Origin of the sequence: Kitasatospora sp. NPDC101183, from assembly GCF_044767945.1 — a bacterium.
Classification (GTDB): Bacteria; Actinomycetota; Actinomycetes; order Streptomycetales; family Streptomycetaceae; genus Kitasatospora.
The window spans coordinates 74,709-97,695 of record NZ_JBIWOW010000024.1; the positions used below are offsets into that span (position 1 = coordinate 74,709).

At 73.7% G+C, this 22,987-nt stretch carries 26 protein-coding genes; 17 read left to right on the forward strand and 9 right to left on the reverse strand.

Annotated features, from left to right (window positions below; all coding sequences use genetic code 11):
* The first annotated feature begins 6 nt into the window (after positions 1-6).
* Positions 7-744 (forward strand): Wzz/FepE/Etk N-terminal domain-containing protein, encoded by a 738-nt coding sequence (locus ACIRRS_RS29270; RefSeq protein WP_402976770.1) that lies wholly within the window; start codon positions 7-9, stop codon positions 742-744.
* Complete coding sequence (locus tag ACIRRS_RS29275; protein WP_402976773.1) at positions 741-1,901, forward strand: GNAT family N-acetyltransferase; 1,161 nt, start codon at positions 741-743, stop codon at positions 1,899-1,901. Before ACIRRS_RS29270 ends, ACIRRS_RS29275 begins: the two co-directional genes overlap by 4 nt.
* Before the next feature lie 39 nt (positions 1,902-1,940).
* On the opposite strand, the gene ACIRRS_RS29280 is transcribed toward ACIRRS_RS29275, so the two are convergent.
* Positions 1,941-3,131, reverse strand: a complete 1,191-nt coding sequence (locus tag ACIRRS_RS29280) for a glycoside hydrolase family 26 protein (protein ID WP_402976776.1) — start codon at positions 3,129-3,131, stop codon at positions 1,941-1,943.
* 385 nt (positions 3,132-3,516) lie between these two features.
* Here ACIRRS_RS29280 and ACIRRS_RS29285 point away from each other — a divergent pair, with 385 nt between their 5' ends.
* From ACIRRS_RS29285 to ACIRRS_RS29325, 9 genes are all read left to right on the forward strand, one after another.
* Complete coding sequence (locus ACIRRS_RS29285; protein ID WP_402976779.1) at positions 3,517-4,452, forward strand: hypothetical protein; 936 nt, start codon at positions 3,517-3,519, stop codon at positions 4,450-4,452.
* Between the two features lie 200 nt (positions 4,453-4,652).
* Entirely contained in the window at positions 4,653-6,251 is a 1,599-nt protein-coding gene (locus ACIRRS_RS29290) for an ABC-F family ATP-binding cassette domain-containing protein (protein ID WP_402976782.1), read from the forward strand.
* A 326-nt stretch (positions 6,252-6,577) separates the two neighbouring features.
* Positions 6,578-6,811, forward strand: coding sequence for a helix-turn-helix domain-containing protein (locus ACIRRS_RS29295; RefSeq protein WP_031070427.1), 234 nt, complete (start codon positions 6,578-6,580; stop codon positions 6,809-6,811).
* A 242-nt stretch (positions 6,812-7,053) separates the two neighbouring features.
* Complete coding sequence (locus ACIRRS_RS29300) at positions 7,054-7,860, forward strand: enoyl-CoA hydratase/isomerase family protein (RefSeq protein WP_402976785.1); 807 nt, start codon at positions 7,054-7,056, stop codon at positions 7,858-7,860.
* Positions 7,861-8,044: 184 nt separating this feature from the next.
* Positions 8,045-8,560 (forward strand): Asp23/Gls24 family envelope stress response protein, encoded by a 516-nt coding sequence (locus ACIRRS_RS29305; RefSeq protein ID WP_402976902.1) that lies wholly within the window; start codon positions 8,045-8,047, stop codon positions 8,558-8,560.
* A gap of 25 nt (positions 8,561-8,585) precedes the next feature.
* Positions 8,586-8,777 (forward strand): hypothetical protein, encoded by a 192-nt coding sequence (locus tag ACIRRS_RS29310; protein WP_031070434.1) that lies wholly within the window; start codon positions 8,586-8,588, stop codon positions 8,775-8,777.
* Positions 8,774-9,139, forward strand: a complete 366-nt coding sequence (locus ACIRRS_RS29315) for a hypothetical protein (RefSeq protein WP_402976788.1) — start codon at positions 8,774-8,776, stop codon at positions 9,137-9,139. Before ACIRRS_RS29310 ends, ACIRRS_RS29315 begins: the two co-directional genes overlap by 4 nt.
* Positions 9,136-9,708 carry a DUF6286 domain-containing protein gene (locus ACIRRS_RS29320; protein ID WP_402976791.1) on the forward strand — a complete coding sequence of 191 codons (573 nt, stop codon included), beginning with the start codon at positions 9,136-9,138 and terminating at the stop codon, positions 9,706-9,708. Before ACIRRS_RS29315 ends, ACIRRS_RS29320 begins: the two co-directional genes overlap by 4 nt.
* Entirely contained in the window at positions 9,705-10,346 is a 642-nt protein-coding gene (locus ACIRRS_RS29325; protein ID WP_402976794.1) for an alkaline shock response membrane anchor protein AmaP, read from the forward strand. The genes ACIRRS_RS29320 and ACIRRS_RS29325 overlap by 4 nt, the downstream gene beginning before the upstream one ends.
* Before the next feature lie 8 nt (positions 10,347-10,354).
* Here the strand turns inward: ACIRRS_RS29325 and ACIRRS_RS29330 are convergent, their stop codons facing one another.
* Entirely contained in the window at positions 10,355-11,116 is a 762-nt protein-coding gene (locus ACIRRS_RS29330) for an SDR family oxidoreductase (RefSeq protein ID WP_402976796.1), read from the reverse strand.
* An 82-nt stretch (positions 11,117-11,198) separates the two neighbouring features.
* On the opposite strand from ACIRRS_RS29330, the gene ACIRRS_RS29335 reads away from it, so the two are divergent.
* Together ACIRRS_RS29335 and trxA are read left to right on the forward strand one after the other, a co-directional pair.
* Positions 11,199-11,621 carry a MerR family transcriptional regulator gene (locus ACIRRS_RS29335; protein WP_402976799.1) on the forward strand — a complete coding sequence of 141 codons (423 nt, stop codon included), beginning with the start codon at positions 11,199-11,201 and terminating at the stop codon, positions 11,619-11,621.
* 5 nt (positions 11,622-11,626) lie between these two features.
* Positions 11,627-11,956, forward strand: coding sequence for a thioredoxin (trxA, locus tag ACIRRS_RS29340; protein WP_402976802.1), 330 nt, complete (start codon positions 11,627-11,629; stop codon positions 11,954-11,956).
* Between the two features lie 7 nt (positions 11,957-11,963).
* On the opposite strand, the gene ACIRRS_RS29345 is transcribed toward trxA, so the two are convergent.
* Complete coding sequence (locus tag ACIRRS_RS29345) at positions 11,964-12,767, reverse strand: SURF1 family protein (protein ID WP_402976805.1); 804 nt, start codon at positions 12,765-12,767, stop codon at positions 11,964-11,966.
* A 31-nt stretch (positions 12,768-12,798) separates the two neighbouring features.
* Entirely contained in the window at positions 12,799-13,791 is a 993-nt protein-coding gene (locus tag ACIRRS_RS29350; RefSeq protein WP_402976808.1) for a DEDDh family exonuclease, read from the reverse strand.
* A gap of 112 nt (positions 13,792-13,903) precedes the next feature.
* On the opposite strand from ACIRRS_RS29350, the gene ACIRRS_RS29355 reads away from it, so the two are divergent.
* The 4 genes from ACIRRS_RS29355 to moaA all read left to right on the forward strand — a co-directional run bounded on the left by ACIRRS_RS29355 (position 13,904) and on the right by moaA (position 18,258).
* Positions 13,904-14,947 carry a zinc-dependent alcohol dehydrogenase family protein gene (locus ACIRRS_RS29355; RefSeq protein ID WP_402976811.1) on the forward strand — a complete coding sequence of 348 codons (1,044 nt, stop codon included), beginning with the start codon at positions 13,904-13,906 and terminating at the stop codon, positions 14,945-14,947.
* 254 nt (positions 14,948-15,201) lie between these two features.
* Positions 15,202-15,558 carry a DUF485 domain-containing protein gene (locus ACIRRS_RS29360; RefSeq protein WP_402976814.1) on the forward strand — a complete coding sequence of 119 codons (357 nt, stop codon included), beginning with the start codon at positions 15,202-15,204 and terminating at the stop codon, positions 15,556-15,558.
* The gene (locus ACIRRS_RS29365; protein WP_402976817.1) at positions 15,555-17,174 is read left to right on the forward strand and encodes a cation acetate symporter; all 1,620 of its coding nucleotides are present in this window, start codon (positions 15,555-15,557) and stop codon (positions 17,172-17,174) included. The genes ACIRRS_RS29360 and ACIRRS_RS29365 overlap by 4 nt, the downstream gene beginning before the upstream one ends.
* Positions 17,175-17,268: 94 nt before the next feature.
* Positions 17,269-18,258 (forward strand): GTP 3',8-cyclase MoaA, encoded by a 990-nt coding sequence (moaA, locus tag ACIRRS_RS29370; protein WP_402976820.1) that lies wholly within the window; start codon positions 17,269-17,271, stop codon positions 18,256-18,258.
* A 7-nt stretch (positions 18,259-18,265) separates the two neighbouring features.
* Here the strand turns inward: moaA and ACIRRS_RS29375 are convergent, their stop codons facing one another.
* The 5 genes from ACIRRS_RS29375 to ACIRRS_RS29395 form a co-directional block, all read right to left on the reverse strand.
* A complete protein-coding gene (locus ACIRRS_RS29375; RefSeq protein WP_402976823.1) occupies positions 18,266-18,481 on the reverse strand; it encodes a hypothetical protein in 216 nt (71 codons plus the stop codon).
* A 266-nt stretch (positions 18,482-18,747) separates the two neighbouring features.
* The gene (locus ACIRRS_RS29380; protein WP_402976826.1) at positions 18,748-19,125 is read right to left on the reverse strand and encodes a DUF3099 domain-containing protein; all 378 of its coding nucleotides are present in this window, start codon (positions 19,123-19,125) and stop codon (positions 18,748-18,750) included.
* A 157-nt stretch (positions 19,126-19,282) separates the two neighbouring features.
* Positions 19,283-19,831: an RNA 2'-phosphotransferase gene (locus tag ACIRRS_RS29385; RefSeq protein ID WP_402976905.1), complete on the reverse strand. Its 549-nt coding sequence runs from the start codon at positions 19,829-19,831 to the stop codon at positions 19,283-19,285.
* Positions 19,832-19,863: 32 nt separating this feature from the next.
* Positions 19,864-21,270 carry a metallopeptidase TldD-related protein gene (locus tag ACIRRS_RS29390; RefSeq protein WP_402976829.1) on the reverse strand — a complete coding sequence of 469 codons (1,407 nt, stop codon included), beginning with the start codon at positions 21,268-21,270 and terminating at the stop codon, positions 19,864-19,866.
* The gene (locus tag ACIRRS_RS29395) at positions 21,270-22,835 is read right to left on the reverse strand and encodes a TldD/PmbA family protein (protein ID WP_402976832.1); all 1,566 of its coding nucleotides are present in this window, start codon (positions 22,833-22,835) and stop codon (positions 21,270-21,272) included. The genes ACIRRS_RS29390 and ACIRRS_RS29395 overlap by 1 nt, the downstream gene beginning before the upstream one ends.
* Between the last annotated feature and the right edge of the window lie 152 nt (positions 22,836-22,987).

A 22,987-nucleotide genomic window follows, 5' to 3' on the forward strand; every position in this document is an offset into this window, starting at 1 on the left:
ACACCCATGACCACACCGCGCCGAAGCGCCCGCCGTCTGGTCCGCCGCTGGTGGCCGGTGGTGCTCGCGGTGCCGCTGGGCGCCGCGGCCGGCGCCGGGTACGCCGCCGTCTCGCACCCCTCGTACGCCGCCAGCGCCTACGTGCTCGTGGTCGCGCAGAACCCCGGCGAGGCCGCCACCGCGACCAACTTCGCCCAGGCGTACGGCCGGCTGGCGGGCCAGCCGCAGGTGCTCGCGGTCGCGGCGGCCGAGACCGGCCACAGCCGCAGCGAGCTGGAGGCCCTGGTGCACGGCACCACCTCGCCGGACGCCCCGATGATCGAGATCACCGGGACCGGCGGCCGCCCCGAGGAGGCCGCGCGGACGGCGGACGCGGTGGCGGGCTCGCTGGTCTCCTTCGCCAACGCCAGCAGCAAGGACACCAACGTCCGCCTGGTGACGCTCGCCCCGGCGGCGGAGCCGGACAAGCCGACCACGCCCTCGGGCAAGCTGGACGTCGCGGTGGGCGGCGCGGCGGGGGTGCTGATCGGGGCGCTGGTGATGATGACGCGCCGCCGCCCGGGTGCCGAGGAGACGGAGGAGGCCGGGCCCGTCGAGGCGGTGGAGCCCCCGGAGGAGCCGGGCACCCCGAGCACCCCGCGCCCGCGCGCCGAGGAGCCGCCGGCCGAGAAGGCCGAAACGAAGGCCGACGCGAAGCCCGAGCCCAAGGCCAAGGAGAAGGCCTCGGCGGGGAGCGCGCGATGAGCACCGAGACCCGGCGGTCGGCCGGCCTCCCCGCCCAGACCTCGGCGCCGGTCTGGACCACCGAGCTGCGCCGCGAGGACGACGCCCTCGACACCCTCGCCGAGGAGTGGGACGGCCTCGCCGCCCGCTGCCGCACGGCCACCTTCTTCCAGGCCGCCGACTGGCAGCGCTCCTGGTGGCGCCACTACGGCCGCCCCGGACAGCTGGTCGTGGTGCTGGTCCGCCGCGACGGCCTGCTGGTCGGCGCCGGGGCCTTCCGGCGGCGCGGGCGCCTCGGCGGCCTGACCGGCCTCGGCGACGCCCTGGTCGACTACACCGACGTGCTGCTCGACGACGACTGCGCCGACCGCGCCGCCGCCGAACTCGCCGCCACGCTCCCGCTCACCCGCCCCTGGCAGTTCCTGGAACTGCGCGAGGTGCACCCCGAGGCGGCCGTGCAGAAGGTGTACGCGCACTGGCGCGGACGGCGGCGCCGCTACGAGGACTCGCTCTGCCAGTACCTCCCGGCCGTCCCGATGGACCGGCTGCTCAAGCGGGTGCCCGGCAAGACCGCCCAGCGCAGCCGGGTCAAGCTGCGCAAGATCGCCGAGGCCGGGGTGAAGGTCCGCTCCACGTCGCCGGAGGAGGTGCCGGAGGCCCTGGAGGGCCTGCTGCGGCTGCACTTCCTGCAGTGGAGCGAGCGCGGGGTCACCCCCGAGCACCGCAGCGAGCGCTTCTCCCGGCACCTGACGGAGTCCACGATCGCCCTGGTCGGCAGCGGCAAGGCGGCCGTCCACCAGTTCCACCTGGACGGGCAGCTGGTCGCGGTGAACCTGCTGCTGCTCTGCCCCTCCTTCGGCGGGCTCTACATGTACGGCGCCCACCCGGTGCTGCGCGAGCGGCTGGACATCGCGGGGCTGCTGTTCAGCGCGGCCCTGGACGAGACGGTGGGCGCGGGCATCCCGGTGCTGGGGCTGCTGCGCGGCCAGGAGCCGTACAAGCAGCGCTGGCGGCCGGACCAACTCCCCAACCAGCGCCTCCTGTTGGGGCCCGCCGGCCCGGCCCCGGCGGCCGCCGCCCGCTCCCTCGCGATCCGCGCCCGCGCCGCCGCCGTCCACCAGCTCCGCACCCGCTTCCCCCGCCTCAAGCAGGCCCTCCTGGCCCGCCGCCGAGGCTGAGCGCCCGCCTCCGGTGGCACCGGGGCCCGCCCGGCGCGGTCAGCGCCGGGCGGGCTTCGACGTGGGCGAACCGCTCGGACCGGCCGGGGTCGTGGGAGTCGTCGGGGCGGCGGGGGCAGCGGGGGAGGTGGGCGTGGCGGGCGCGGCCGGGACCGTCGGGGCCGGGAGAGCGGTGGGGGCGGTGGCGCCGGCGGAGCCCTTGGAGCCCGACATCAGCTGCCGGAACCGCGCCGCCGAGCGCGGGTTGCGGTCGCACTGGAAGAAGCCGTGCGGGCAGTAGTCCGTGACGGTCTGGTACGCCGTGTCGTGGGTCCGCATCCACTCGACCATCCGCTGCACGAAGTCCGGGTTGTCCCCGTTGCGGAACAGCCCCCACTCCGGGTACGAGACCGGCTTGCCGCGCTTCGCCGCGAACTCCACCTGGTCCTGGAGCCCGTACGGCTCCCGCACGTAGTCGTCGAAGGTGGCCCCGGCCGGCTGGTCGTAGCTGTCCATGCCGATGACGTCGACCACGTCGTCCCCGGGGTAGCAGCGCGTCCACGGGATCGCGTCCAGGCCCCGGTTGGGCGCGAAGTCGAAGCGGAACCGCTGCCCGGGCACCGAGCGCATCACGCCGACGATGCGCCGCCAGTACGTCTTCCAGGCGGCCGGGTCGGGCTTGCAGCGGTGGGTGTAGGTGACGCCGTTCATCTCCCAGCCGAGGGTGATCACGGTGTCCGCCCCGCCGAGCGCCACCAGCCGGTGCGCGAGCCGGAGGAAGTGCCGGTCGAAGTCCCCCCGCGCGCCCTGGCCGAGCAGCTTGGCGACCTCGCCGTCCGACACGTTCGCCTCGTTGGGCACCAGCATGGGCACGCCCAGCACCAGCAGCCGCGAGGGGTCGATCAGCCGCCACTGCGCCCACATCCCGAGGACGACGGGATCGCCCTCGATATCGTTCCAGCCGTTGCCCGGCAGGTAGGTGTGGCCCACCTGGAGGTTGGCGTCGCCCAGCCACTGCGCGTACCGGCCGATCTGCGGGATGTAGTTGTCGAAGGAGCCGACGAAGGCGCCGAACGGCGGCTCGTGGTCGGGCCGCTGGACGGGCGGACGGGCGGCGGCCCCGCGCGGCTCGAAGGCGTCGGAGGAGAGGCTGTGCCGCTCCGTCCCGCTGAGTGGCGACCCGGCCGGGACGCTGGCCGTGGCCATCAGCAACAGGGCGGCGGCGGCCAGGGTCAGACGGCCGATGCGCATGGTCTCTCCTCCGGGCGGCGCTGGTGCGGGCGGACGGGCGACGGTGCGGACGGACCGTGGTGACCCGCTCGCCGACAGTAGGGCCGCCGGGCGTCGGAAAAGCCGAATGTCACCCTAAAGTGGGCGATATTCGAACGCCGTCTGCCGCAACGCCCCGGCCCGGAGCGGGCCGGCGCCGTGCGGGCCGTGTATCAGATCTGTAACGGTCCGGCGCGCCCTTCCCGGGCCGCGCCGGGCCGCGCCCGCGTGCGGCCTCGGCCCCGACGGCGCAGGTGGGCGGGCGGGCGCGCGGGGAGGGCGCACCCGGCTCGGCGCGCGACGGCGGGCGGGGTCGGCAGCCGATTCCGAGCTGACTCGCCCGCCCGCCGAAAGGTACGCTCCGGCCGTGTCCCGGAAGCCTCAGCGTGTCTTCACCCCCCGCTCGGTCCTGCCTGCCCTGGCGGTGATGCTGGTCCTTGCGGCCGGTGCGGCGGCGCACGCCAACAAGCCCGTGCCGTTCGGCGACCGGGTCGCCGGGCCGGGCAACGCGGAGGTCACGCCCGTCAACTCCCAGTCGCTGAGCACCGCCGACCTCGACCTGCGGGTGGTCGGCGGCGGCCTGGAGGCCTTCCACCGCACCAGCGGCGCCCAGGCCTGGACGTACAACCGCGAGGGCGCGGAGGCGCTGTACCTGGCGATGGCCGGGGAGAACGCGATCGTGGTGTGGGACGACGGCCTGGTCACCTCGGTGCGCCCGGGCGACCACGAGGTGCGCTGGCACCGCGCCGTCCCCGGCCTGGCGGACTGGCTGCGCGGCGCCGACGAGCCGGGCGCCGACAAGCGCACGCCGGACCAGCGCAAGCAGCTCGCCAAGGAGCGGGCGGCCGGCGCGCTGCACACCGTCCAGCGGGACGGCTCGCCCTGGCTGGCCGTGGTGACCCCGGGCCTGACCATGGGCCTGCGCGACGCGGACGGGGACCTGCGCTACAACGACAAGCCGCCGAGCGGCTGCGCCTTCGACCCGCTGCGCACCGTGCACACCGACTACGCGGTGCTGATCCCGCGCACCTGCACCAACGGCGCCGGCCAGGCCGTCTCCGGGGCCGTCACCGGCTACCGGCTGGACAGCAACGGCTGGGCGACGGGCACCGGGCCGAGCCCGGTCGTCAAGGTGCTGGACGCCCGCCGGGTGCAGATCGCGGACGGGCCCATCCTGGCGCCGAAGGTCATCGACACCAAGACGGCCGCCCCCGAGACCCCCTGCGGCAACCCGGCGCTCCCGTTCGCGTCCGTCCGCCCGCAGAACTGCGTGGAGCCGTCGGCGGGCGCGCCCCAGCCGTAGGGCCCGTGAGCAGTGGGGGCCGTGGCGCGGGGCTTACCCCCGGGAGGTAACCCCCGGGCGTTTCGCGCGGCCCGGTAGACTTGCCGCCATGGCTATCTTCTCCGGGCAATAGCGGGCGTCGGCGCCCCGATTCGCAGCGCCGACCGCCGTCGAAGCCCTCGTCCGCTCGCCCGCACACGTCCCTGGAGAAGTACCCGGCCATGATTTCCGCCACCGCCCTCGAACTGCGCGCCGGCGCGCGCGTCCTCATCGAGTCCGCCAGCTTCAAGGTCGCCGCGGGCGACCGCATCGGCCTGGTCGGCCGCAACGGCGCCGGCAAGACCACCCTCACCAAGGTCCTGGCCGGCGAGGGCCTGCCCGCCGCCGGGACGGTGACCCGCTCGGGCGAGGTCGGTTACCTCCCGCAGGACCCGCGCACCGGCGACCTCGACGTCCTCGCCAAGGACCGCATCCTGTCCGCCCGAGGCCTCGACACCGTGCTCAAGAAGATGCGCGAGAACGAGGAGCGGATGGCGAACGGGAAGGGCTCCACCCGCGACCAGGCGATGAAGAAGTACGCCCGCCTGGAGACGGAGTTCCTCACCAAGGGCGGGTACGCCGCTGAGGCCGAGGCCGCCACCATCGCCGCCGCGCTCGGCCTGCCGGACCGCATCCTGGGCCAGCCGCTGCACACCCTCTCCGGTGGTCAGCGCCGCCGCGTGGAGCTCGCCCGCATCCTCTTCTCGGACTCGGACGTGCTGCTGCTCGACGAGCCCACCAACCACCTCGACGCCGACTCCATCACCTGGCTGCGGGACTTCCTGAAGACGTACAAGGGCGGCTTCATCGTCATCTCCCACGATGTCGACCTGGTCGAGACGGTCGTCAACAAGGTCTTCTACCTGGACGCCAACCGCTCCGCGATCGACGTCTACAACATGGGCTGGAAGCAGTACCAGCAGCAGCGCGAGGACGACGAGAAGCGCCGCAAGCGCGAGCGGGCCAACGCCGAGAAGAAGGCCGCGACGCTGAACGCGCAGGCCGACAAGATGCGCGCCAAGGCGACCAAGACGGTGGCCGCGCAGAACATGGCCCGCCGCGCCGACAAGCTGCTCGCCGGCCTGGAGCAGGTCCGGGTCAGCGACAAGGTCGCCAAGCTGCGCTTCCCGGACCCGGCCCCCTGCGGCAAGACCCCGCTGATGGCCGAGGGCCTGTCGAAGTCGTACGGCTCGCTGGAGATCTTCACCGACGTCGACCTGGCGATCGACCGGGGTTCGCGGGTCGTCGTGCTGGGCCTGAACGGCGCGGGCAAGACCACCCTGCTGCGGATGCTGGCCGGGGTGGAGAAGCCGGACACCGGCGAGGTGATCCCGGGCCACGGCCTCAAGATCGGCTACTACGCCCAGGAGCACGAGACCCTGGACCCGGACCGCACGGTCCTGGAGAACATGCGTTCGTCCGCGCCGGACACCGACCTGGTGCAGATCCGCAAGATCCTCGGCTCCTTCCTGTTCTCCGGCGACGACGTGGACAAGCCGGCCGGGGTGCTCTCCGGCGGTGAGAAGACCCGTCTGGCGCTGGCCTCCCTGGTGGTCTCCTCCGCCAACGTGCTGCTGCTCGACGAGCCCACGAACAACCTCGACCCGGCCAGCCGCGAGGAGATCCTCGGCGCGCTGCGCGACTTCTCGGGCGCGGTCGTGCTGGTCACCCACGACGAGGGCGCGGTGGACGCGCTCCAGCCGGAGCGGATCATCCTGCTTCCGGACGGCGTGGAGGACCTGTGGAGCCCGGCGTACGCCGACCTCGTCAACCTGGCCTGACGGGACGTAGACATCCGTCCACTGTTCGGACCAGAAAAGCTAGTCCATACGGCGTGTCCGGGAATGAAGTAGCTCCCGATTCCGTTTAAGGACTTCCCGTCGGCCCGCCACTCGATCGTGGTCGGGCCGACGCTGCTGATCAGCCCTTTCGCGGCCGAGGGCGATTTCCGGCCGGGGGCGTGCACTCTGAGTGAGCGCCCCGACGCGCTCGGATCACCACCGAAGGACTGCGCATTCCCGACATCCGACTTGTCGAATGGGTGGCCAGGACGCGGTGGATGGGTGATCATGGGATTCTGACCGAGCAACGCTATGAGGAGGCACGGGTGGCCGAGACTCTGAAAAAGGGCAGCCGGGTGACCGGTGCCGCGCGTGAGAAGCTCGCGGCCGATCTCAAGAAGAAGTACGACGCCGGGGCGAGCATTCGCGCCCTCGCGGACGAGACCGGTCGTTCCTACGGCTTCGTGCACCGGATGCTGAGCGAGTCCGGAGTGGTGCTCCGGGGCCGCGGCGGTGCCACGCGAGGCAAGAGCAAGGCGACTGCCGGGGCCGGTTCCTGACGGCTCGTCAGCCACGGTTGAATGGCGCGGCGGCAGGGCGCCGGCCGAGGGTGCGGCGGTTCACCGCCGACTGATCGTCCGCCCTCGGGCCGAGCGGACCGGCCGCCGATCGTCATGTCCGGACGGGTCCCCCGTTCGGCTCAACCACCCCGTGTGGATCTTTCCCGGGCCCGGCCCTGCCGCCGAGCGCCCGCTTTTGTTACTCTCCGGTAGCCGAATCCCTCGCCACCGGAGGTTCCCGCATGACCGCCCCCGCCACCGACCCGCAGGCCCCGAGCTGGGAGCGCGACGGCGTCCGCCTGGAGATCGAGGGCGAGCTCGCCGTCGTCACCCTCTGTCAGCCGGCGCGGCGCAACGCCCAGTCGCCCGCGCTCTGGCGCGCCCTCGCCGCCGCCGGACGCGACCTGCCCGGCAGCGTCCGGGTGGTACTGCTGCGCGCCGAGGGGCTCTCCTTCTCCGCCGGCCTGGACCGCGCGATGTTCACCCCTGAGGGCATCCCCGGTGAGCCGACCTTCCTCCAGCTCGCCGCCGCCGGCGACCGCGAGCTGGACGACACCATCGCCGCCTACCAGGAGGCCTTCACCTGGTGGCACCGGGCGGACCTGATCTCCGTCGCCGCCGTCCAGGGCCACGCCGTGGGCGCGGGCTTCCAGCTCGCCCTCGGCTGCGACCTGCGGGTCGTCGCCGAGGACGTGCAGTTCGCGATGAAGGAGACCTCGCTCGGGCTCGTCCCGGACCTCGCCGGCACCAAGCCGCTCACCGACCTCGTCGGCTACGCCCGGGCGCTGGAGATCTGCGCCACCGGCCGCTGGGTCGGCGCCGAGGAGGCCGCCGCGATCGGGCTGGCCAACCTCGCCGTCCCCGGCGCCGAGCTGGAGGCGGCCGCCCGCGACCTCGCCGCCGCGCTGCTGGCCGCCCCGCGCGGCGCGGTCATCGAGACCAAGGCGCTGCTCCGGGGCGCCGCCGCGCGCACCCTCGACGAGCAGCGCTCCGCCGAACGGGCGGCCCAGGCCCGACGGCTGCGGGAGCTGGCCGGCATCGGCGACTGACCGCCGTACGGATCGCGAGGGCCCGCCACCGGGGAGCACCCGGGGGCGGGCCCTTCCGCCGTCCAGGGGCCGCCCGGCGGGCGCGGAGCGTGGCGGAATGTCACAGTTGGGGGCGGTATGCGATAGACCTGCTGCCGTACGACGGGAGAAGCGCCCCATGCCTGACACTCCGACGCCCGCGAGCATGCACAAGAACCCCGGCAACGCCCCCGCCCCGGGCGGCGCGCCCTCCGCCCCCAAGCCCGGCCCCGCCGGAGCGGCCGGGGGCGACGGCGGCCGGCCGGCCGGGGAGCGCGGGCGGACGGCGCTCGCGGTGGGGGTGGTCGAGAAGATCGCCGGGATGGCCGCCCGCGAGGTCTCCGGCATCCACGCGCTGGGCTCCGGGCTCTCCCGCACCTTCGGCGCGATGCGCGACCGGGTCCCCGGCGGGAAGTCCAGCATCGGGCGGGGGATCAAGGCCGAGGTCGGCGAGAAGCAGACCGCCATCGACATCGCGCTGGTCGTCGAGTACGGCGTCGTCATCCCCGAACTCGCCCGCCAGGTGCGGGAGAACATCATCGACGCGGTGGAGCGGACGACCGGCCTGGAGGTCGTCGAGGTCAACATCGCCGTCAACGACGTCCACCTGCCCGACGAGCCGGAGGTCGAGGAGGAGGAAGAGCCGGTGCTCTCCGCCGGGCAACGGCCGAGGCTGAAGTAGCGGTCCACGGGACGAGGAGGAACGGATGAACCTGGCCATCGTCGGCCTGGTGGTGGGCATGGCCCTCGGCTTCGCCGGGTACTTCGGCGGGTTCGCGGCGTTCCTGCTGGTCGCGGCGCTCGGGCTGGTGGGCTTCGTGCTCGGGCGGGTCCTGGAGGGGGACATCGAGCTGGGGGACCTCGGTGACCTGCTGCGCGGGCGGGACCGGCGTCGTTGACGGCGCCGGCCGGCGGCGGCGGTGCCGCCCTCCCCTCGCCCCGCCCCGCCGCGACCCGGGGGCGGGTACGGATCGCCGACCGGGTCTACGCGCGGATCGCCGCCCGCGCCGCCCGTGAGGCGCTGGCCGGGGTCTGGGCCGGACGGTCCGTCACCGGCGCGCCGCCCACGGTGTCGGTGAGCGCCCCCGGCAGCACGGTGACGGTGCGGGTCGGCGTCGAACTGCCCTTCCCCGCCGATCTCGGGGCGCTGGCCCGGGGCGTACGGCAGCGGGTGGCCGCACAGGTCCAGGGGCTGACGGGGACGCGGGTGTCCGAAGTGGTCGTCGTGGTCGAGAAGTTGATCGCCGGGGGAGCCCCGTGAGCGAGGAGCCGGTGGTGAGGGTGCGCAGGCCGCGCGCGCCGCGCACGGCCGCGGCGGCGCTGGTTGCCACGGCCGTGCTGGTGCTCGCCGGGGCGCTGCTGTACGACGTGGTGGCCGTGCGGGCCGGGCAGCCGGCCCGGAGGTGGCGGGCGCAGCTGGCCGACGAGCTGGCCACCCGTCACCTGGACGACCTGTGGGTGCTGGTCGGCGCCGGGGCGGCGGTGCTGCTGGGCGGCTGGCTGCTCTGGCTGGCCCTCGCGCCCGGGCTGCGGCGCTGGCTGCCGCTGCGCCCGTACGGCGGGACCACCGGGGCGATCGACCGGGCCGGGATCGGACACCTGCTGAGGGACCGGGCGGCGGGGCTGACCGGGATCGAGGAGCTGCGCATCCGGGTCGGGCGGCGGCGGGTGCGGGTGCGGCTCGTCGGGGCGGCCGAACCCTCCTCCGTGCAGCGGCAGTTGAGGGAGGAGCTGGCGAGGGTCGGGCTGGCCGGGGAGCTGCGGCTGGACGTACGGGCGGCGCGCGGGCGCGCGGCGGCCGGGCCGGGGCCGGAGGGGGTGGCGGCGTGAGGCGGGGCGTGGTGAACCGGGTGCTGCTGGGGGTGGTGGGGGCGGTGCTGCTCGGGGTGGGGGCGCTGGTGCTGGCGGGCGGGCTGAACCTCTACCGGCACCTGGGCGTGGCGCCGCCGCACCGGTGGCCGCTGACCTCCCCGGACCAGCCGGTGCTCAGCGACCGCTCGCGGCTGCGGTGGGCCGCCCGCGACTGGTGGTGGCCGACGGTGATCTCCGGGCTGTCCGTGCTGGTGGCGGGCTCGGCCTGGTGGCTGCTGGCGCAGCTGCGGCGCACCGGGCTGTCGAGCATCACGGTGCCGACGCCGGGAGCGGGCGGGCTCAAACTGAGGGTCTCGGCGCGGGCGCTGGAGGAGGCCATGGAGGCGGGGACGGCGGTGCTGCCGGAGGTGGAACGGGCGGGGGTGCGGCTGGTGCGGGCGCCCCGGCACCCCCGGCTGCGCGGCGCCGTCCGGCTGACGCCGGGCGGGGACCCGGCGGGCCTGGTGGCGCACTTCGAGGACGGGCCCCGGCGGGACGCCCTGGCGAGCCTGGGCCTGCCCGAACTGCCCGCCGAGCTGCGGGTGCGGGTGCTGCAGGCGGCCCCCACCGAGCACCGCCACCGGCGGCGTCGGCGGAGGCATCCGCGCGTGGTCTAGAGCGTCGTCTAGAGGCCGCGCATGGCGCCGCCGTCGACGGGGACCATGACGCCCGTCAGGTAGGAGGCGGCGGGGGAGAGCAGGAAGGCGGCGGTCCTCCCGAACTCCTCGGGCGTGCCGTAGCGGCGCAGCGGGATGCCGGCGGAGGCCTGGGCGCGGGAGGCCTCGGGGTCGGGGGCGAGGCCGTCGAGCTCGCGGACGCGGTCGGTGTCGATGCGGCCGGGCAGCAGGCCGATCACCCGGATGCCGCGCGGGCCGAGTTCGTCGGCGAGGCTCTTGGCGGCCATGGCGAGGCCGGGGCGCAGCCCGTTGGAGATGCCCAGGCCGGGGATCGGCTGCCGGACGGAGCTGGAGAGCACGAAGCCGATCACGCCGCCCTCGCCGAGTTCGGCGGCGGCGGTGCGGGCGATGCGCAGGGCTCCGAGGAAGACGGACTCGAAGGCGTCGCGCCAGGCGGACTCGGGGGTGGTCTCCACGGGGCCGGCCTGCGGGCCGCCGACGCTGATCAGCACGCCGTCGAAGCGGCCGAAGCGCTCGCGGGCCTCGGCGACGAGGCGTTCGGCGGTGGCCGGGTCGGCGTTGTCGGCGACGAGGCCCCGGACGCTGCCGAGAGGGGCCAGTTCGGCCACGGCGGAGTCGACGGCGGCCTGGGTGCGGCCGGTGACGAGCACGTGGGCGCCGTCGGCGACGAGTTCGCGGGCGGTGGCGAGGCCGAGGCCCCGGGTGGCGCCGGTGACGACGTACGCCCTGTTCTTGAGTCCGAGATCCATGGGGACCATCTTGCCGGGAGAGCGTTGGCGTTGACGTCCGGGGCAAGGTTTACCGTCGTAGCCGGAAGCACGGGAGGTGGCCATGAGGATCGGGGAACTCGCGGAGCGGGCGGGGACGACCACGCGCACGCTGCGGTACTACGAGCAGCTCGGGCTGTTGCCGGCCCGGAGGGCGGGCAACGGGTACCGGGCGTACGACGAGGCGGACGTGCGGCTGCTGCGGGAGATCCGCATGCTGCAGGACTTCGGCTTCGGGCTGGAGGAGACCCGCCCGTTCGTGGAGTGCCTGCGGGCGGGGCACCCGGAGGGGGACTCCTGCCCGGCCTCGCTGGAGGTGTACCGGCGCAAGCTCGCCGAGCTGGACGACTGCATCGCGCGGCTGGAGGACGTCCGGCGGCAGGTGGCCGGGCAGTTCGAGCGGGCGGTGCAGGCGCGGGACGAGCTGGCCGCCTCCGTGGAGCCTCCGCTGTGCGAACTGACCGATGGACCGACCGAGGAGGAGTAGGCGAGATGCAGATCGACGGAGTGGCGGCGGTGACGGACGCGACCTTCGCGTCCGAGGTGCTGGCGGCCGAGGGGCCGGTGCTGGTGGACTTCACGGCGGACTGGTGCCCGCCGTGCCGGATGATGGCGCCGGTGCTGGCGGACATCGCCAGGGAGGAGGCGCACCGGCTGCGGGTGGTGAGCCTGGACGTGGACCGCAACCCGGAGACGCAGGCCGCGTACGGCGTGCTGTCGATGCCGACGCTGATGGTGTTCAAGGGAGGGGAGCCCGTGCGCTCGGTGGTGGGGGCGCGGGCGAAGGCGCGGCTGCTGCGCGAGCTGGACGACGTGCTCTAGGCAGGGATCAGGCGTCGGCCGGGACGGCCTCGGCGGCGGCCTCGGCCTTGGCGGCCTTCTGGGCCCGGTCCTTCGCCTCGCGGCGGGCGAGGACGGCGACGCCCACCGGGATCATCGCGGTGAACAGCCACCACTGGATCGCGTACGCCATGTGCGGGCCGATGTCGGAGTGGTTGGGCTCGGGCACGAGCGCGGGCTGGTCCCCGGGGGCCGGCTTTGTGTCGGCGAGTTCGAGGTAGCCGCCGAGCAGCGTGACGCCGCTCTCCTTGGACTGCTCCTCGGTGTTGATCAGGTTGAACTGGCGGTCCGGGAGCCCGGAGCGGTCCTTGATGCCGCTGTCGCCGTACGTCTCGTCGGCCCTCAGTCGCCCGGTGAGGGCGACCTCGCCGGAGGGGGCGGCCGGGACGGGCGGGTACTCGGTGGCGGTGGCGGCGGAGGCGACCCAGCCGCGGTTGACCAGGACGGTGCCCTTGCCGTCGGCGAGGGTGAGCGGGGTCACCACGAAGTAGCCGATGCTGCCGCTGGAGTCGGTGCGCTTGCGGACGACGAACTCGTGCGCCGTGTCGTACCGCCCGGTGGCCGTCACCGTCCGCCAGGTGAGGTCCTTGGGGACGCCGGCGCCCGGGGCGCCCGAGAGGGTGTCGAAGGGGACGGGCGGGGCGGTGAGCGCCTTGCCGATCAGCTCGTTCCTGGCCACCCGCGCCTCGTGGCGGTGCAGCTGCCAGAAGCCCAGCTCGATCGTCGCGGGGATCAGCAGCAGGGCCACCAGGATGGTGATCAGCCACTGGCGGGTCAGCAGGAAACGGTACACACCGGAACGGTACGCCGACCTCACACCCGGCTCACGCACCGGGGTGCGGGGCGACCTCGCGCAGGAGCTGCAGGAAGGCGTCCTCCCCGACGACGGGGGTTCCGACCTCGCGGGCCCTGCGGGCCTTGCCGCTCCAGCTGGTCGGCTCGTTGGTGACGAGCAGGCTGGTGAGGCGGCTCACGGAGGAGGCGATGTGCAGGCCGGCCTCGACGGTGCGGTCCTCCAGCAGCTCCCGGTCGGTGGCGGTGTCCCCGGTGAAGGCCACCCGCATGCCCTGGACCAGCGGCTTCCCGTCCTCCCAGCGCCCCGGGTTGGGGTACGGGCAGGGCGGGCGCTTCTTGGCCTGGCGGTACTGCGCGCCCGTCCAGTTGCCGCGGGAGGCGGAGGCGGAGGCGGGCTCCTCCTCGCCGAGGTCGGTGACCGCGACGCAGGTCTGCAGGGGCAGCGGGACGCCGCCGTCGCGGGCGAGGTGCAGGCTGGGGCGGAAGGCCTCGGCGAGGACGCGGGCGTCGTCGAGGGCGTTGTGGGCGTGGCGCTGCTGGACGCCGAAGTGGGCGGCGAGCGAGGACAGCTTGCCGTTGGGCAGCGGCAGGCGCAGGTCGCGGGAGAGGACCATGGTGCACAGCCGCTGCTCGACCGGGGCGTTCAGGCCGGCCCGGGAGAACTCGCGGGAGATCATGTTCCAGTCGAAGAGCGCGTTGTGGGCGACGAGGACGCGCCCGCGCAGCCGGTCGGCGAACTCCTCGGCGATCTCGGGGAACGTGGGCGCGCAGGCGAGGAGCTCCGAGGTCAGGCCGTGGATCCAGACCGGGCCCGGGTCCCGCCCGGGGTTGACCAGGGTGTACCAGTGGTCGGTGACCTCGCCGTCGTGGTCCAGCTGGTAGACGCCCGCGGAGATGACGCGGTCCGAGCGGCCGAGGCCGGTGGTCTCGACGTCGACCACCGCGAAGGGCGCGGCGGAGCGCTGCGCGGGGACCTGGGCGGTCAGCGGCGCGCCGTACGTCTCGGGCTGGATCGGTTGCATGGTCCAACAGGATAAGGGGCCGGTCGAAATGTTCGGGCGGACCGCCCGGAATAGAGTGGGCGGAGGGGGGATTCGTAGGGGGGTCTCGTACATCTGTTTAAAGGACGACTCCATGCGCGCCACCGTGATCCACGGCCCCAACGACATCCGGATCGAAGAGGTCCCGGACCCGGTGATCCAGCACCCGACCGACGCGGTCGTGCGCGTGCTGAACGCCTGCATCTGCGGCAGCGACCTGTGGGCGTACCGCGGGGTGGCGCAGCGCGTGGCCGGGCAGCGGATCGGCCACGAGTTCCTCGGCGTCGTCGAGGAGGCGGGCTCCGAGGTGCACGGGTTCGCCGTCGGCGACCTCGTCGTGGCCCCGTTCGTCTGGTCGGACGGTGTCTGCGAGTTCTGCCGCGAGGGGCTGCAGACCTCCTGTCCGCACGGCGGGTTCTGGGGCCAGGTCGGCTCGGACGGCGGCCAGGGCGAGGCGGTGCGGGTGCCGTTCGCGGACGGGACGCTGGTGAAGCTGCCCAAGGAGGCGGCCGGGGACGAGAAGCTGCTGCCCGGCCTGCTGGCGCTCTCCGACGTGATGGCCACCGGGCACCACGCGGCCGTCTCGGCCCGGGTGCGCGAGGGCGTCACCGTCGCGGTGGTCGGCGACGGCGCGGTGGGCCTGTGCGGCGTGCTGGCGGCGCACCGGTTGGGCGCGGGCCGGATCATCGCGCTGGGCCGGCACACCGCGCGCACGGACCTGGCCCGGCGCTTCGGGGCGACGGACGTGGTGGCCGAGCGCGGTGAGGCCGCGATCGAGGCGGTGAAGGAGCTGACGGGCGGGCTGGGCGCGCACGCGGTCCTGGAGGCGGTGGGCACGGAGGAGTCGATGCGCACGGCCGTCTCGATCACCCGGGACGGCGGCGCCGTCGGGTACGTCGGGGTGCCGCACGGCGGCAGCGCCGGCGTCGACATCGGTCAGATGTTCGGCCGAAACGTTTCGCTCAACGGAGGCGTCGCCCCGGCCCGCGCGTACATCCCGGAGCTGCTGCCGGACGTGCTCTCGGGGGCGATCGAGCCGGGCCTGGTCTTCGACCGCACCGTGGACCTGGACGGCGTTCCCGACGGCTACCGGGCCATGGACGACCGTTCGGCCCTGAAGGTGCGCATCGCGTTCTGACGCACCGTCTCCTGATCCGTCGTCAGAAGGGGCGGCACCGCTGGGCGGTGCCGCCCCTTCCGCATGTGGAGGCCGTGACGGTTTTCGGCCATTCGGATGGTGCGCAGGGGTGAACGTCTGGCTGATCGCGGTCAACCCCTTCCGGGGTGGGCACCACGCTCCTAGCATTGCGCGGCGCGCACGAGAACTGTGACGCCCCTCACGTTCGATCGTTCCCCACGTGTGACGCTACGCCGAAGGAGTGAGGAGTAAGAGTGGATTCCCCGCCGATCACCACGTCCCCCACGGAAGTCCAACTCATCGACGAGAGTGAGGAGTTCCAGTCCCTACGGCGCTCGTTCCGGAGCTTCGCCTTCCCCGTCACCATCGCGTTCGTGCTCTGGTACCTGCTGTACGTGCTGCTCTCCTGCTACGCCCCCGGGCTGATGGCCACCAAGGTCGCCGGGCACGTCAACCTCGCCCTGGTGCTCGGGTTGCTGCAGTTCGCGACCACGTTCGCCATCGCCGCCTGGTACGCCCGCTACGCGGACCGGCGGATCGACCCGCCCGCCGCCGCGATCCGCGAGGCGTACGGCGCCGTCGTCCACGCCCCCCGGGAGGCCGCCGAATGACCCTGCTCGCAAGCTCCGCCACCGAGCACCGCGGCCTGACGATGTCCCTGTTCGGGCTCTTCGTGGCGGCCACCCTCGTCATCACCGTCTGGGCCGGGCGCCAGAACCGCAGCGCCGCCGACTTCTACGCCGGGGGTCGCGGCTTCACCGGCTTCCAGAACGGCCTGGCCATCTCCGGCGACTACATGTCCGCCGCGTCCTTCCTCGGCATCGCCGGCCTCATCGCCCTCAACGGCTACGACGGCTTCCTGTACTCGATCGGCTTCCTCGTCGCCTGGCTGGTCGCGCTGCTGCTGATCGCCGAACCGCTGCGCAACTCCGGCCGGTTCACCATGGCGGACGTCCTCGCCTTCCGGATGCGCCAGCGCCCGGTGCGCACCGCGGCGGGCGTCTCCACCATCGTGGTGTCGATCTTCTACCTGCTCGCCCAGATGGTCGGGGCCGGGGCGCTCGTGGCCCTGCTGCTCGGGGTCACCGGGGAGGGCGCCAAGCGCTGGACCATCCTCGCCGTCGGCGCGCTGATGATCGTCTACGTGGTGATAGGGGGCATGAAGGGCACCACCTGGGTGCAGATCGTCAAGGCCGTGCTGCTGATCGCCGGCGCCGCGCTGATGACCGTCCTGGTGCTCGCCAAGTACCACTTCAACCCCTCGGAGCTGCTCGGCGCGGCCGCCAAGGCCAGCGGCAAGGGCGCGGCCTTCCTCGAACCGGGGCTCAAGTACGGGGCGAGCAACACCTCGAAGCTGGACTTCATCAGCCTCGGGATCGCCCTGGTGCTCGGCACCGCCGGCCTGCCGCACATCCTGGTGCGCTTCTACACCGTGCCCACCGCCAAGGCCGCCCGGAAGTCGGTGCTCTGGGCGATCGGCATCATCGGCGTCTTCTACCTGATGACCCTCGCCCTGGGCTTCGGCGCCGCCGCACTGGTCGGGAAGTCCGGCATGGCGGCCGTCGAGGGCAAGACCGTCTCCGGCAACACCGCGGCGCCGCTGCTCGCCGAACAGCTCGGCGGCGGGGCCGGGACGACCGGCGGGGCGGTGATGCTCGCGGTGATCTCGGCCGTCGCCTTCGCCACCATCCTCGCCGTGGTCGCCGGGCTCACCCTCGCCTCCTCCGCCTCCTTCGCCCACGACCTCTACGCCAACGTGATCAGGCGCGGGAAGGCCGGCGAGAAGGAGGAGGTGCTGTCCGCGAAGTGGGCGGCCGTGGCCATCGGTGCGGTGGCCATCGTGCTCAGCCTCTTCGCCGGCAAGCTCAGCACCGCGGCCCTCGTCGCCCTGGCCTTCGCCGTGGCCGCCTCGGCGAACCTGCCGACCCTGCTGTACTCGCTGTTCTGGAAGCGCTTCACCACCGCCGGCGCCGTCAGCTCCGTCTACGCCGGGCTGATCTCCTCGGTGGTGCTGGTGGCCTTCTCCCCGGTGCTCTCCGGGGGCAAGAGCTCCCTGTTCCCGAACGCCGACTTCCACTGGTTCCCGCTGGAGAACCCCGGGCTGGTCTCCATCCCGATCGGCTTCCTGGCGGGCTGGATCGGCACCCTGCTGTCCGGTGAACCGGCGGACGAGGCGAAGTACGCTGAACTGGAGGTCCGCTCGCTGACCGGACTGGGCGCCCACTGATCGTCCCGCGTGACTATGCTGGCCCGGCTCCGCCCGTACGGCGGGGCCGGGCCGGTCGCCTTCGCCGGCCACACCCTCGGGAAGGAGCGCCACCATGCTGCTCGACAGCTTCGGACGACAGGCCGTCGACCTGCGGGTCTCGCTCACCGACCGGTGCAACCTGCGCTGTACGTACTGCATGCCGGAGGAGGGCCTGAGCTGGCTCGCCAAGCCGGAGCTGCTCACCGACGAGGAGATCGTCCGGCTGGTCGGGATAGCCGTACGGGACCTGGGAGTTCGCGAGGTGCGCTTCACCGGCGGCGAGCCGATGCTGCGCCCCGGGCTGGTCGGCATCGTCGCCGCCTGCGCCGCGCTGGAGCCCCGGCCCGAGCTGTCGCTGACCACCAACGGCATCGGCCTGGGCCGCACCGCCGCCGCGCTGCGCGAGGCCGGGCTCGACCGGGTCAACGTCTCCCTGGACACCCTCGACCCCGAGACCTTCCACACCCTCACCCGCCGCAGACGCCTCCAGGACGTGCTGGACGGGCTCGCCGCCGCCGAGGAGGCCGGGCTGGCGCCGGTCAAGCTCAACGCGGTGCTGATGCGCGGGGTCAACGACCACGAGGCGCCCGACCTGCTGGCCTGGTGCCTGGAGCGGGGCTACGAGCTGCGCTTCATCGAGCAGATGCCGCTGGACGCCCAGCACGGCTGGGACCGCTCGGCGATGATCACCGCCGAGGAGATCCTCGAGCGGCTCGGCACCCGCTTCACGCTCACCCCGGAGCCCTCCGCCCGCCGGGGCGCGGCGCCCGCCGAGCGCTGGGTGGTGGACGGCGGGGCCGGCCGCGTGGGCGTGATCGCCTCCGTCACCCGGCCGTTCTGCCGCGCCTGCGACCGCACCAGGCTCACGGCGGACGGGCAGGTGCGCAACTGCCTGTTCGCGACCGAGGAGAGCGACCTGCGCGCGGCGCTGCGCTCGGGGGCCGACGACGCCGAACTGTCGGCGCTGTGGCGGGCGGCGATGTGGGGCAAGAAGGCCGGGGCCGGGATCGACAACCCCGAGTTCCACCAGCCCGACCGGCCGATGTCGGCGATCGGCGGCTGACCGGCCGCTATTCGGCGACCGTCTCGGGGGTCCAGTCGGCGAAGGCGACGACCTCCTTGAGGAAGCCGCGCACGCCCAGGAACTGCGAGAGGTGCTCGCGGTGCTCCTCGCAGGCCAGCCAGGTCTTGCGGCGCTCCGGCGTGTGCAGCTTCGGGTTGTTCCACACCAGCACCCACAGGGCGTCGGCCCGGCAGCCCTTGGCGGAGCAGATCGGGGTGTCCATCGGGGCCGTCCTCGGTGCTTGGCGGGTGGTTCCGCACCGCCAAGTCTGGCACGCGTGATCGTCCGGCCCGGGCGCGGGCATGGCGACGCCGGGCAGCCACGGGGGGAGCCGCCCGGCGTCGGTCCGTCGCTCCGACGGGGGATGCGGAGCGCGTACGCAGTATGTCACGAGGAGGGGCTCGGTTGGGGAGGTCCTGCATGATTAATCTGAGGTTCTTTTGAGCTTTCCGGCGCCGGAATCGGGGCCAACCAGGGTGGAACGGATGGTCAGTTCACGTCCTGTGAAGATTTGGTGGCGTCCTTCTTTGCCTCTGCTGTACCGGCCGCCGCACCCGCCCCACCGCTACCACCGGGGCCGAGCATCAGCGGGGTGCCGGCCGGGATGTCGAAGGTGCTCGGCAGGCCCGGGGCCCGCTCCCGGCCCGCGTTGGCGACCAGCACCGCGAAGTAGGGCAGCAACACGGCCCCGGCCAGGGCCGCGAAGGCCAGCCAGCGCTGGACGTCCCACAGCACCACGGCGAGCAGCACGCACAGGGTGCGCAGCAGCATGGAGACGACGTAGCGGCGCTGGCGGCCCCTGACGTCCTCGCTGAGGCTGCTGCGCGCCCCGGTGATCCGGTAGACCTCGTCGCCGCTCTTGCTCATGTGTCCAACCGCCCTCGTCCACGCGCCCGCGCGCCTCGCCGCACGACCTCCTCACGGTACGCCCGGCACACGGCCGCGACGAGAGCGGGTGCGCCGGGCGGGTCGTACGGGCTGTACAGGCTGTGCGGGTTCTCCGGGCTGTACGGGTTCTCCGGGTTCAGGAACGGCGGGAGAGGTACTGCGGCGGGACGGCGTCGGTGAGCCAGACGCCGTTCTCGCTGATCCGGAACTCGTGGCCGTCCCCCGCCATCGCGGCGGCGTTGACCGTCAGGACCACCGGGCGGCCGTGCCGGGCGCCGACCCTGGTCGCCGTCTCGGTGTCCGCCGACAGGTGGACGTCCTGGCGGGCCATCGGGCGCAGGCCCTCGTGGAAGATCGCCGCCAGGTGGCGGTCGGCGGTGCCGTGGTAGAGCACCGGGGGCGGCACGGCGGCGGCCAGACCGAGGTCGACCGCCACCGTGTGGCCCTGGTTCGCGCGGATCGAGAGACCGTCCGGGGAGTAGCCGAACCGGCGCTTGTTGTTGGTCGCCACGACGTGGTCCAGCTCGGCCCTGCTCAGCCGGTTGCCCTTGGCCGAGAGGGCCGCGAGCAGCACGTCGATCCTGACCCAGCCCGCCTCGTCGAGCTCGATGCCGACCCGGTCGGGGTCGTGCCGCAGGATGCGGGACAGCATCTTGCTCGTCTTCACGGCCCGCTTCTCGTCCATCATGTCTCTCGTATCCCCCCGTTGATCAGCGGCTACGACGCCTGGCTGACCGAACTCATGTTGAAGTCCGCGACACGCACGGGTGGCATCGCGGTGCGGGTGAAGTAGTCGCTCCACTCGCGGGGCAGGCAGCGCTCGGTGCGGCCCGCCTCGGTGATCCGGCCCAGGAGGTCCACCGGGGACTCGTTGAACCGGAAGTTGTTGACGGCGCCGACGACCTCGCCGTTCTCGACCAGGTACACGCCGTCGCGGGTGAGGCCGGTGAGCAGCAGCGTGGCCGGGTCCACCTCGCGGATGTACCAGAGGCAGGTGAGCAGCAGGCCGCGCTCGGTGCGGGCGATCATCTCGTCCAGCGTCGGCGCGGACTCCTGGTCGGCCGTCTCCAGCACGAGGTTGTCGACGGCCGGGCGCAGCGGCAGGCCCGTGAGGGCGGCCGCGTGGCGGCTGGTGACGAGGTCGTTGAGCACGCCCTCGCGCAGCCACTCGGTGGCGGTGATCGGCAGGCCGTCGTCGAAGACCGAGACGTCCCCGCCGCTGGAGTGGGTGAGGACGAACGGCGCGGCCTCCAGCCCCTCCTCCCGCGGGTCGGAGCGCAGGGTCAGCGGCAGCGGGCTGAGCTTCTCGCCGATCCGGGTGCCTCCCCCGGCCTTGGAGAAGACGGTGCGGCCCTCGTGGGCGTCGCGGCCCCCGGAGGACCAGTGGAGGTAGATCATCAGGTCGGCGACGGCCGAGGGCGGCAGCAGCGTCTCGTAGCGGCCGGCGGGCAGGTCGACCTTGCGGGCGCCCCAGCCCAGGCGCTTCGTCAGCTCGGTGTGCAGCGCCTCGACGTCGACGTCGGCGAAGTCCCGGGTGGCGGCGCCGGCCCAGGCCGAGCCGGAGAGGTCGGCGGTCTTGGCGTTGATCTCGACCATGCCGGTGGGCTGGTCGTGGCGCAGCCGCAGGCCGGTGGAGCTGCCGAGGTAGCTGGAGACGACCTCGTGCCGGGCGAAGCCGTAGAGCAGCTCGCCCCGGGCGGCGGCGCGGGCGAAGGCCTCGCCCAGGGCCGGGCCGAAGGCGTCGAAGACCGCGATGGAGGTCTCCGCCGGGGGCTCGGTGAAGTCCGGGGAGGCGGGCCGGCCGGCGGCCAGCGGCTGGGCGTCCTCGGCCGGGCCGGCCGCGCGGGCGGCGTCCTCGGCGGCGCGGACCAGCGCCTCGACGTCGGCGGCGGTGACGGCCTCGCGGGAGACCACGCCGGAGGCGGTGCCCTCGGCGCCGTCGACGGTGGCGATCACGGTGAGGCGGCGGCCCCGGGTGACGCCGTTGGTGGTCAGGGCGTTGCCGGCCCAGCGCAGGTTCGCCGTGGACTCCTCGTCGGCGATCACCACGCAGCCGTCGGCGCGGGAGAGGGAGAGGGCCAGCTCGACGAGCTCGTGGGGCCGGGTCGTGGTCAGGTCGGTCATCAGTGACCCGCCTCCTGCTGGGTGTTGAGCACGTTGACGTTGCGGAACAGCGCCGAGGGGCAGCCGTGGCTGACGGCCGCGACCTGGCCGGGCTGCGCCTTGCCGCAGTTGAAGGCGCCGCCGAGGACGTAGGTCTGCGGTCCGCCGACGGCGGCCATCGAGCCCCAGAAGTCGGTGGTGGTGGCCTGGTAGGCGAAGTCCTTGACCTGGCCGGCGAGTTCGCCGTTCTTGACGGCGTAGGCGCGCTGGCCGGTGAACTGGAAGTTGTAGCGCTGCATGTCGATCGACCAGGAGCGGTCGCCGACGATGTAGAGGCCGTCCTCGACCTGGGAGATCAGCCCGGCGGTGTCCGGGCCGTCGGCGGCCGGCTGGAGCGAGACGTTGGCCATCCGCTGGACGGGGACGTGCGCGGGGGAGTCGGCGAAGGCGCAGCCGTTGGAGCGGTCGAAGCCCTTCAACTTCGCCATGCCGCGGTCGAGTTGGTAGCCGACCAGGACGCCGTCCCGGACCAGGTCCCAGGACTGGGTGGCCACGCCCTCGTCGTCGTAGCCGATGGTGGACAGGCCGTGCTCGGCGGTGCGGTCGCCGGTGACGTGCATCAGCCCGGAGCCGTACTTCAGCGAGCCGAGCCGGTCGAAGGTGGCGAAGGAGGTGCCGGCGTACGCGGCCTCGTAGCCGAGGGCGCGGTCCAGCTCGGTGGCGTGGCCGATGGACTCGTGGATGGTCAGCCAGAGGTTGGACGGGTCGATGACCAGGTCGTAGTGGCCGGCCCGGACGCTCGGGGCCCTCATCTTCTCGGCCAGCAGGCCCGGCAGCTCGGCGAGTTCGGCGTTCCAGTCCCAGCCGGTGCCGGTGAGGTACTCGAAGCCGCGGCCGGCCGGCGGGGCCAGGGTGCGCATGGTGTCGAAGGCGCCGGTGCGCTCGTCGACCGAGGTGGCCTCCAGCTCCGGGTGCAGCCGGATGCGCTGCTGGGTGGTGACCGTCCCGGCGGTGTCCGCGTAGAACTTGTTCTCCTGGACGGTCAGCAGGCTCGCCTGGACGTGCGAGACGCCCTCGGCGGCCAGCAGCCGGGAGCTCCACTCGGCGAGCAGCGCCGTCTTCTCGGCGTCGGGCACCTCGAAGGGGTTCACCTCGTACGCGGAGACCCAGGTGACGTCCCGGTGGACGGGCTCGTCGGCCAGCTCGACCCGCTCGCCGGAGCCCGCCGCGCGGCTGATCCCGCCGGAGAGGCGGGCCACGGCCACGGCCTGCTCGGCGACCCGGGCGGCCGCGCCGGGGGTGAGGTCCACGCCGGCGGCGAAGCCCCAGGCGCCGTCCAGCAGCACCCGGACGGCGAAGCCGAGCTGGACGCTGTCGGACGTCCCGGCCGGGCGGGCGTCGCGCAGCCGCCAGGAGGCGCTGCGGACCCGCTCCAGGCGGAAGTCGGCGTGGTCGGCGCCGAGTTCGCGGGCCCGGGTGAGGGCGGCGTCGGCCAGGGTGCGCAGGGGGAGGGCGAGGAACAGCTCGTCGACGGCGCGCCCGAGCGGGGCGCCCGCGCGGTCGGCCGGAGGGATCGTCGGAGGCAATCGGGCTCCCAGGTCGCGGAGGGTGGCGGTGCGGCGCCGCACAGGGGGCGCCGCACCGCATCATTGCCCGTCCACGGGGTTTCCGGCCAGCGCATTTCGGCCGGTTTCGCCCGGGTGCCGGGTGGGGTCTAGGGCGTGTCTTGTGGTTCTTG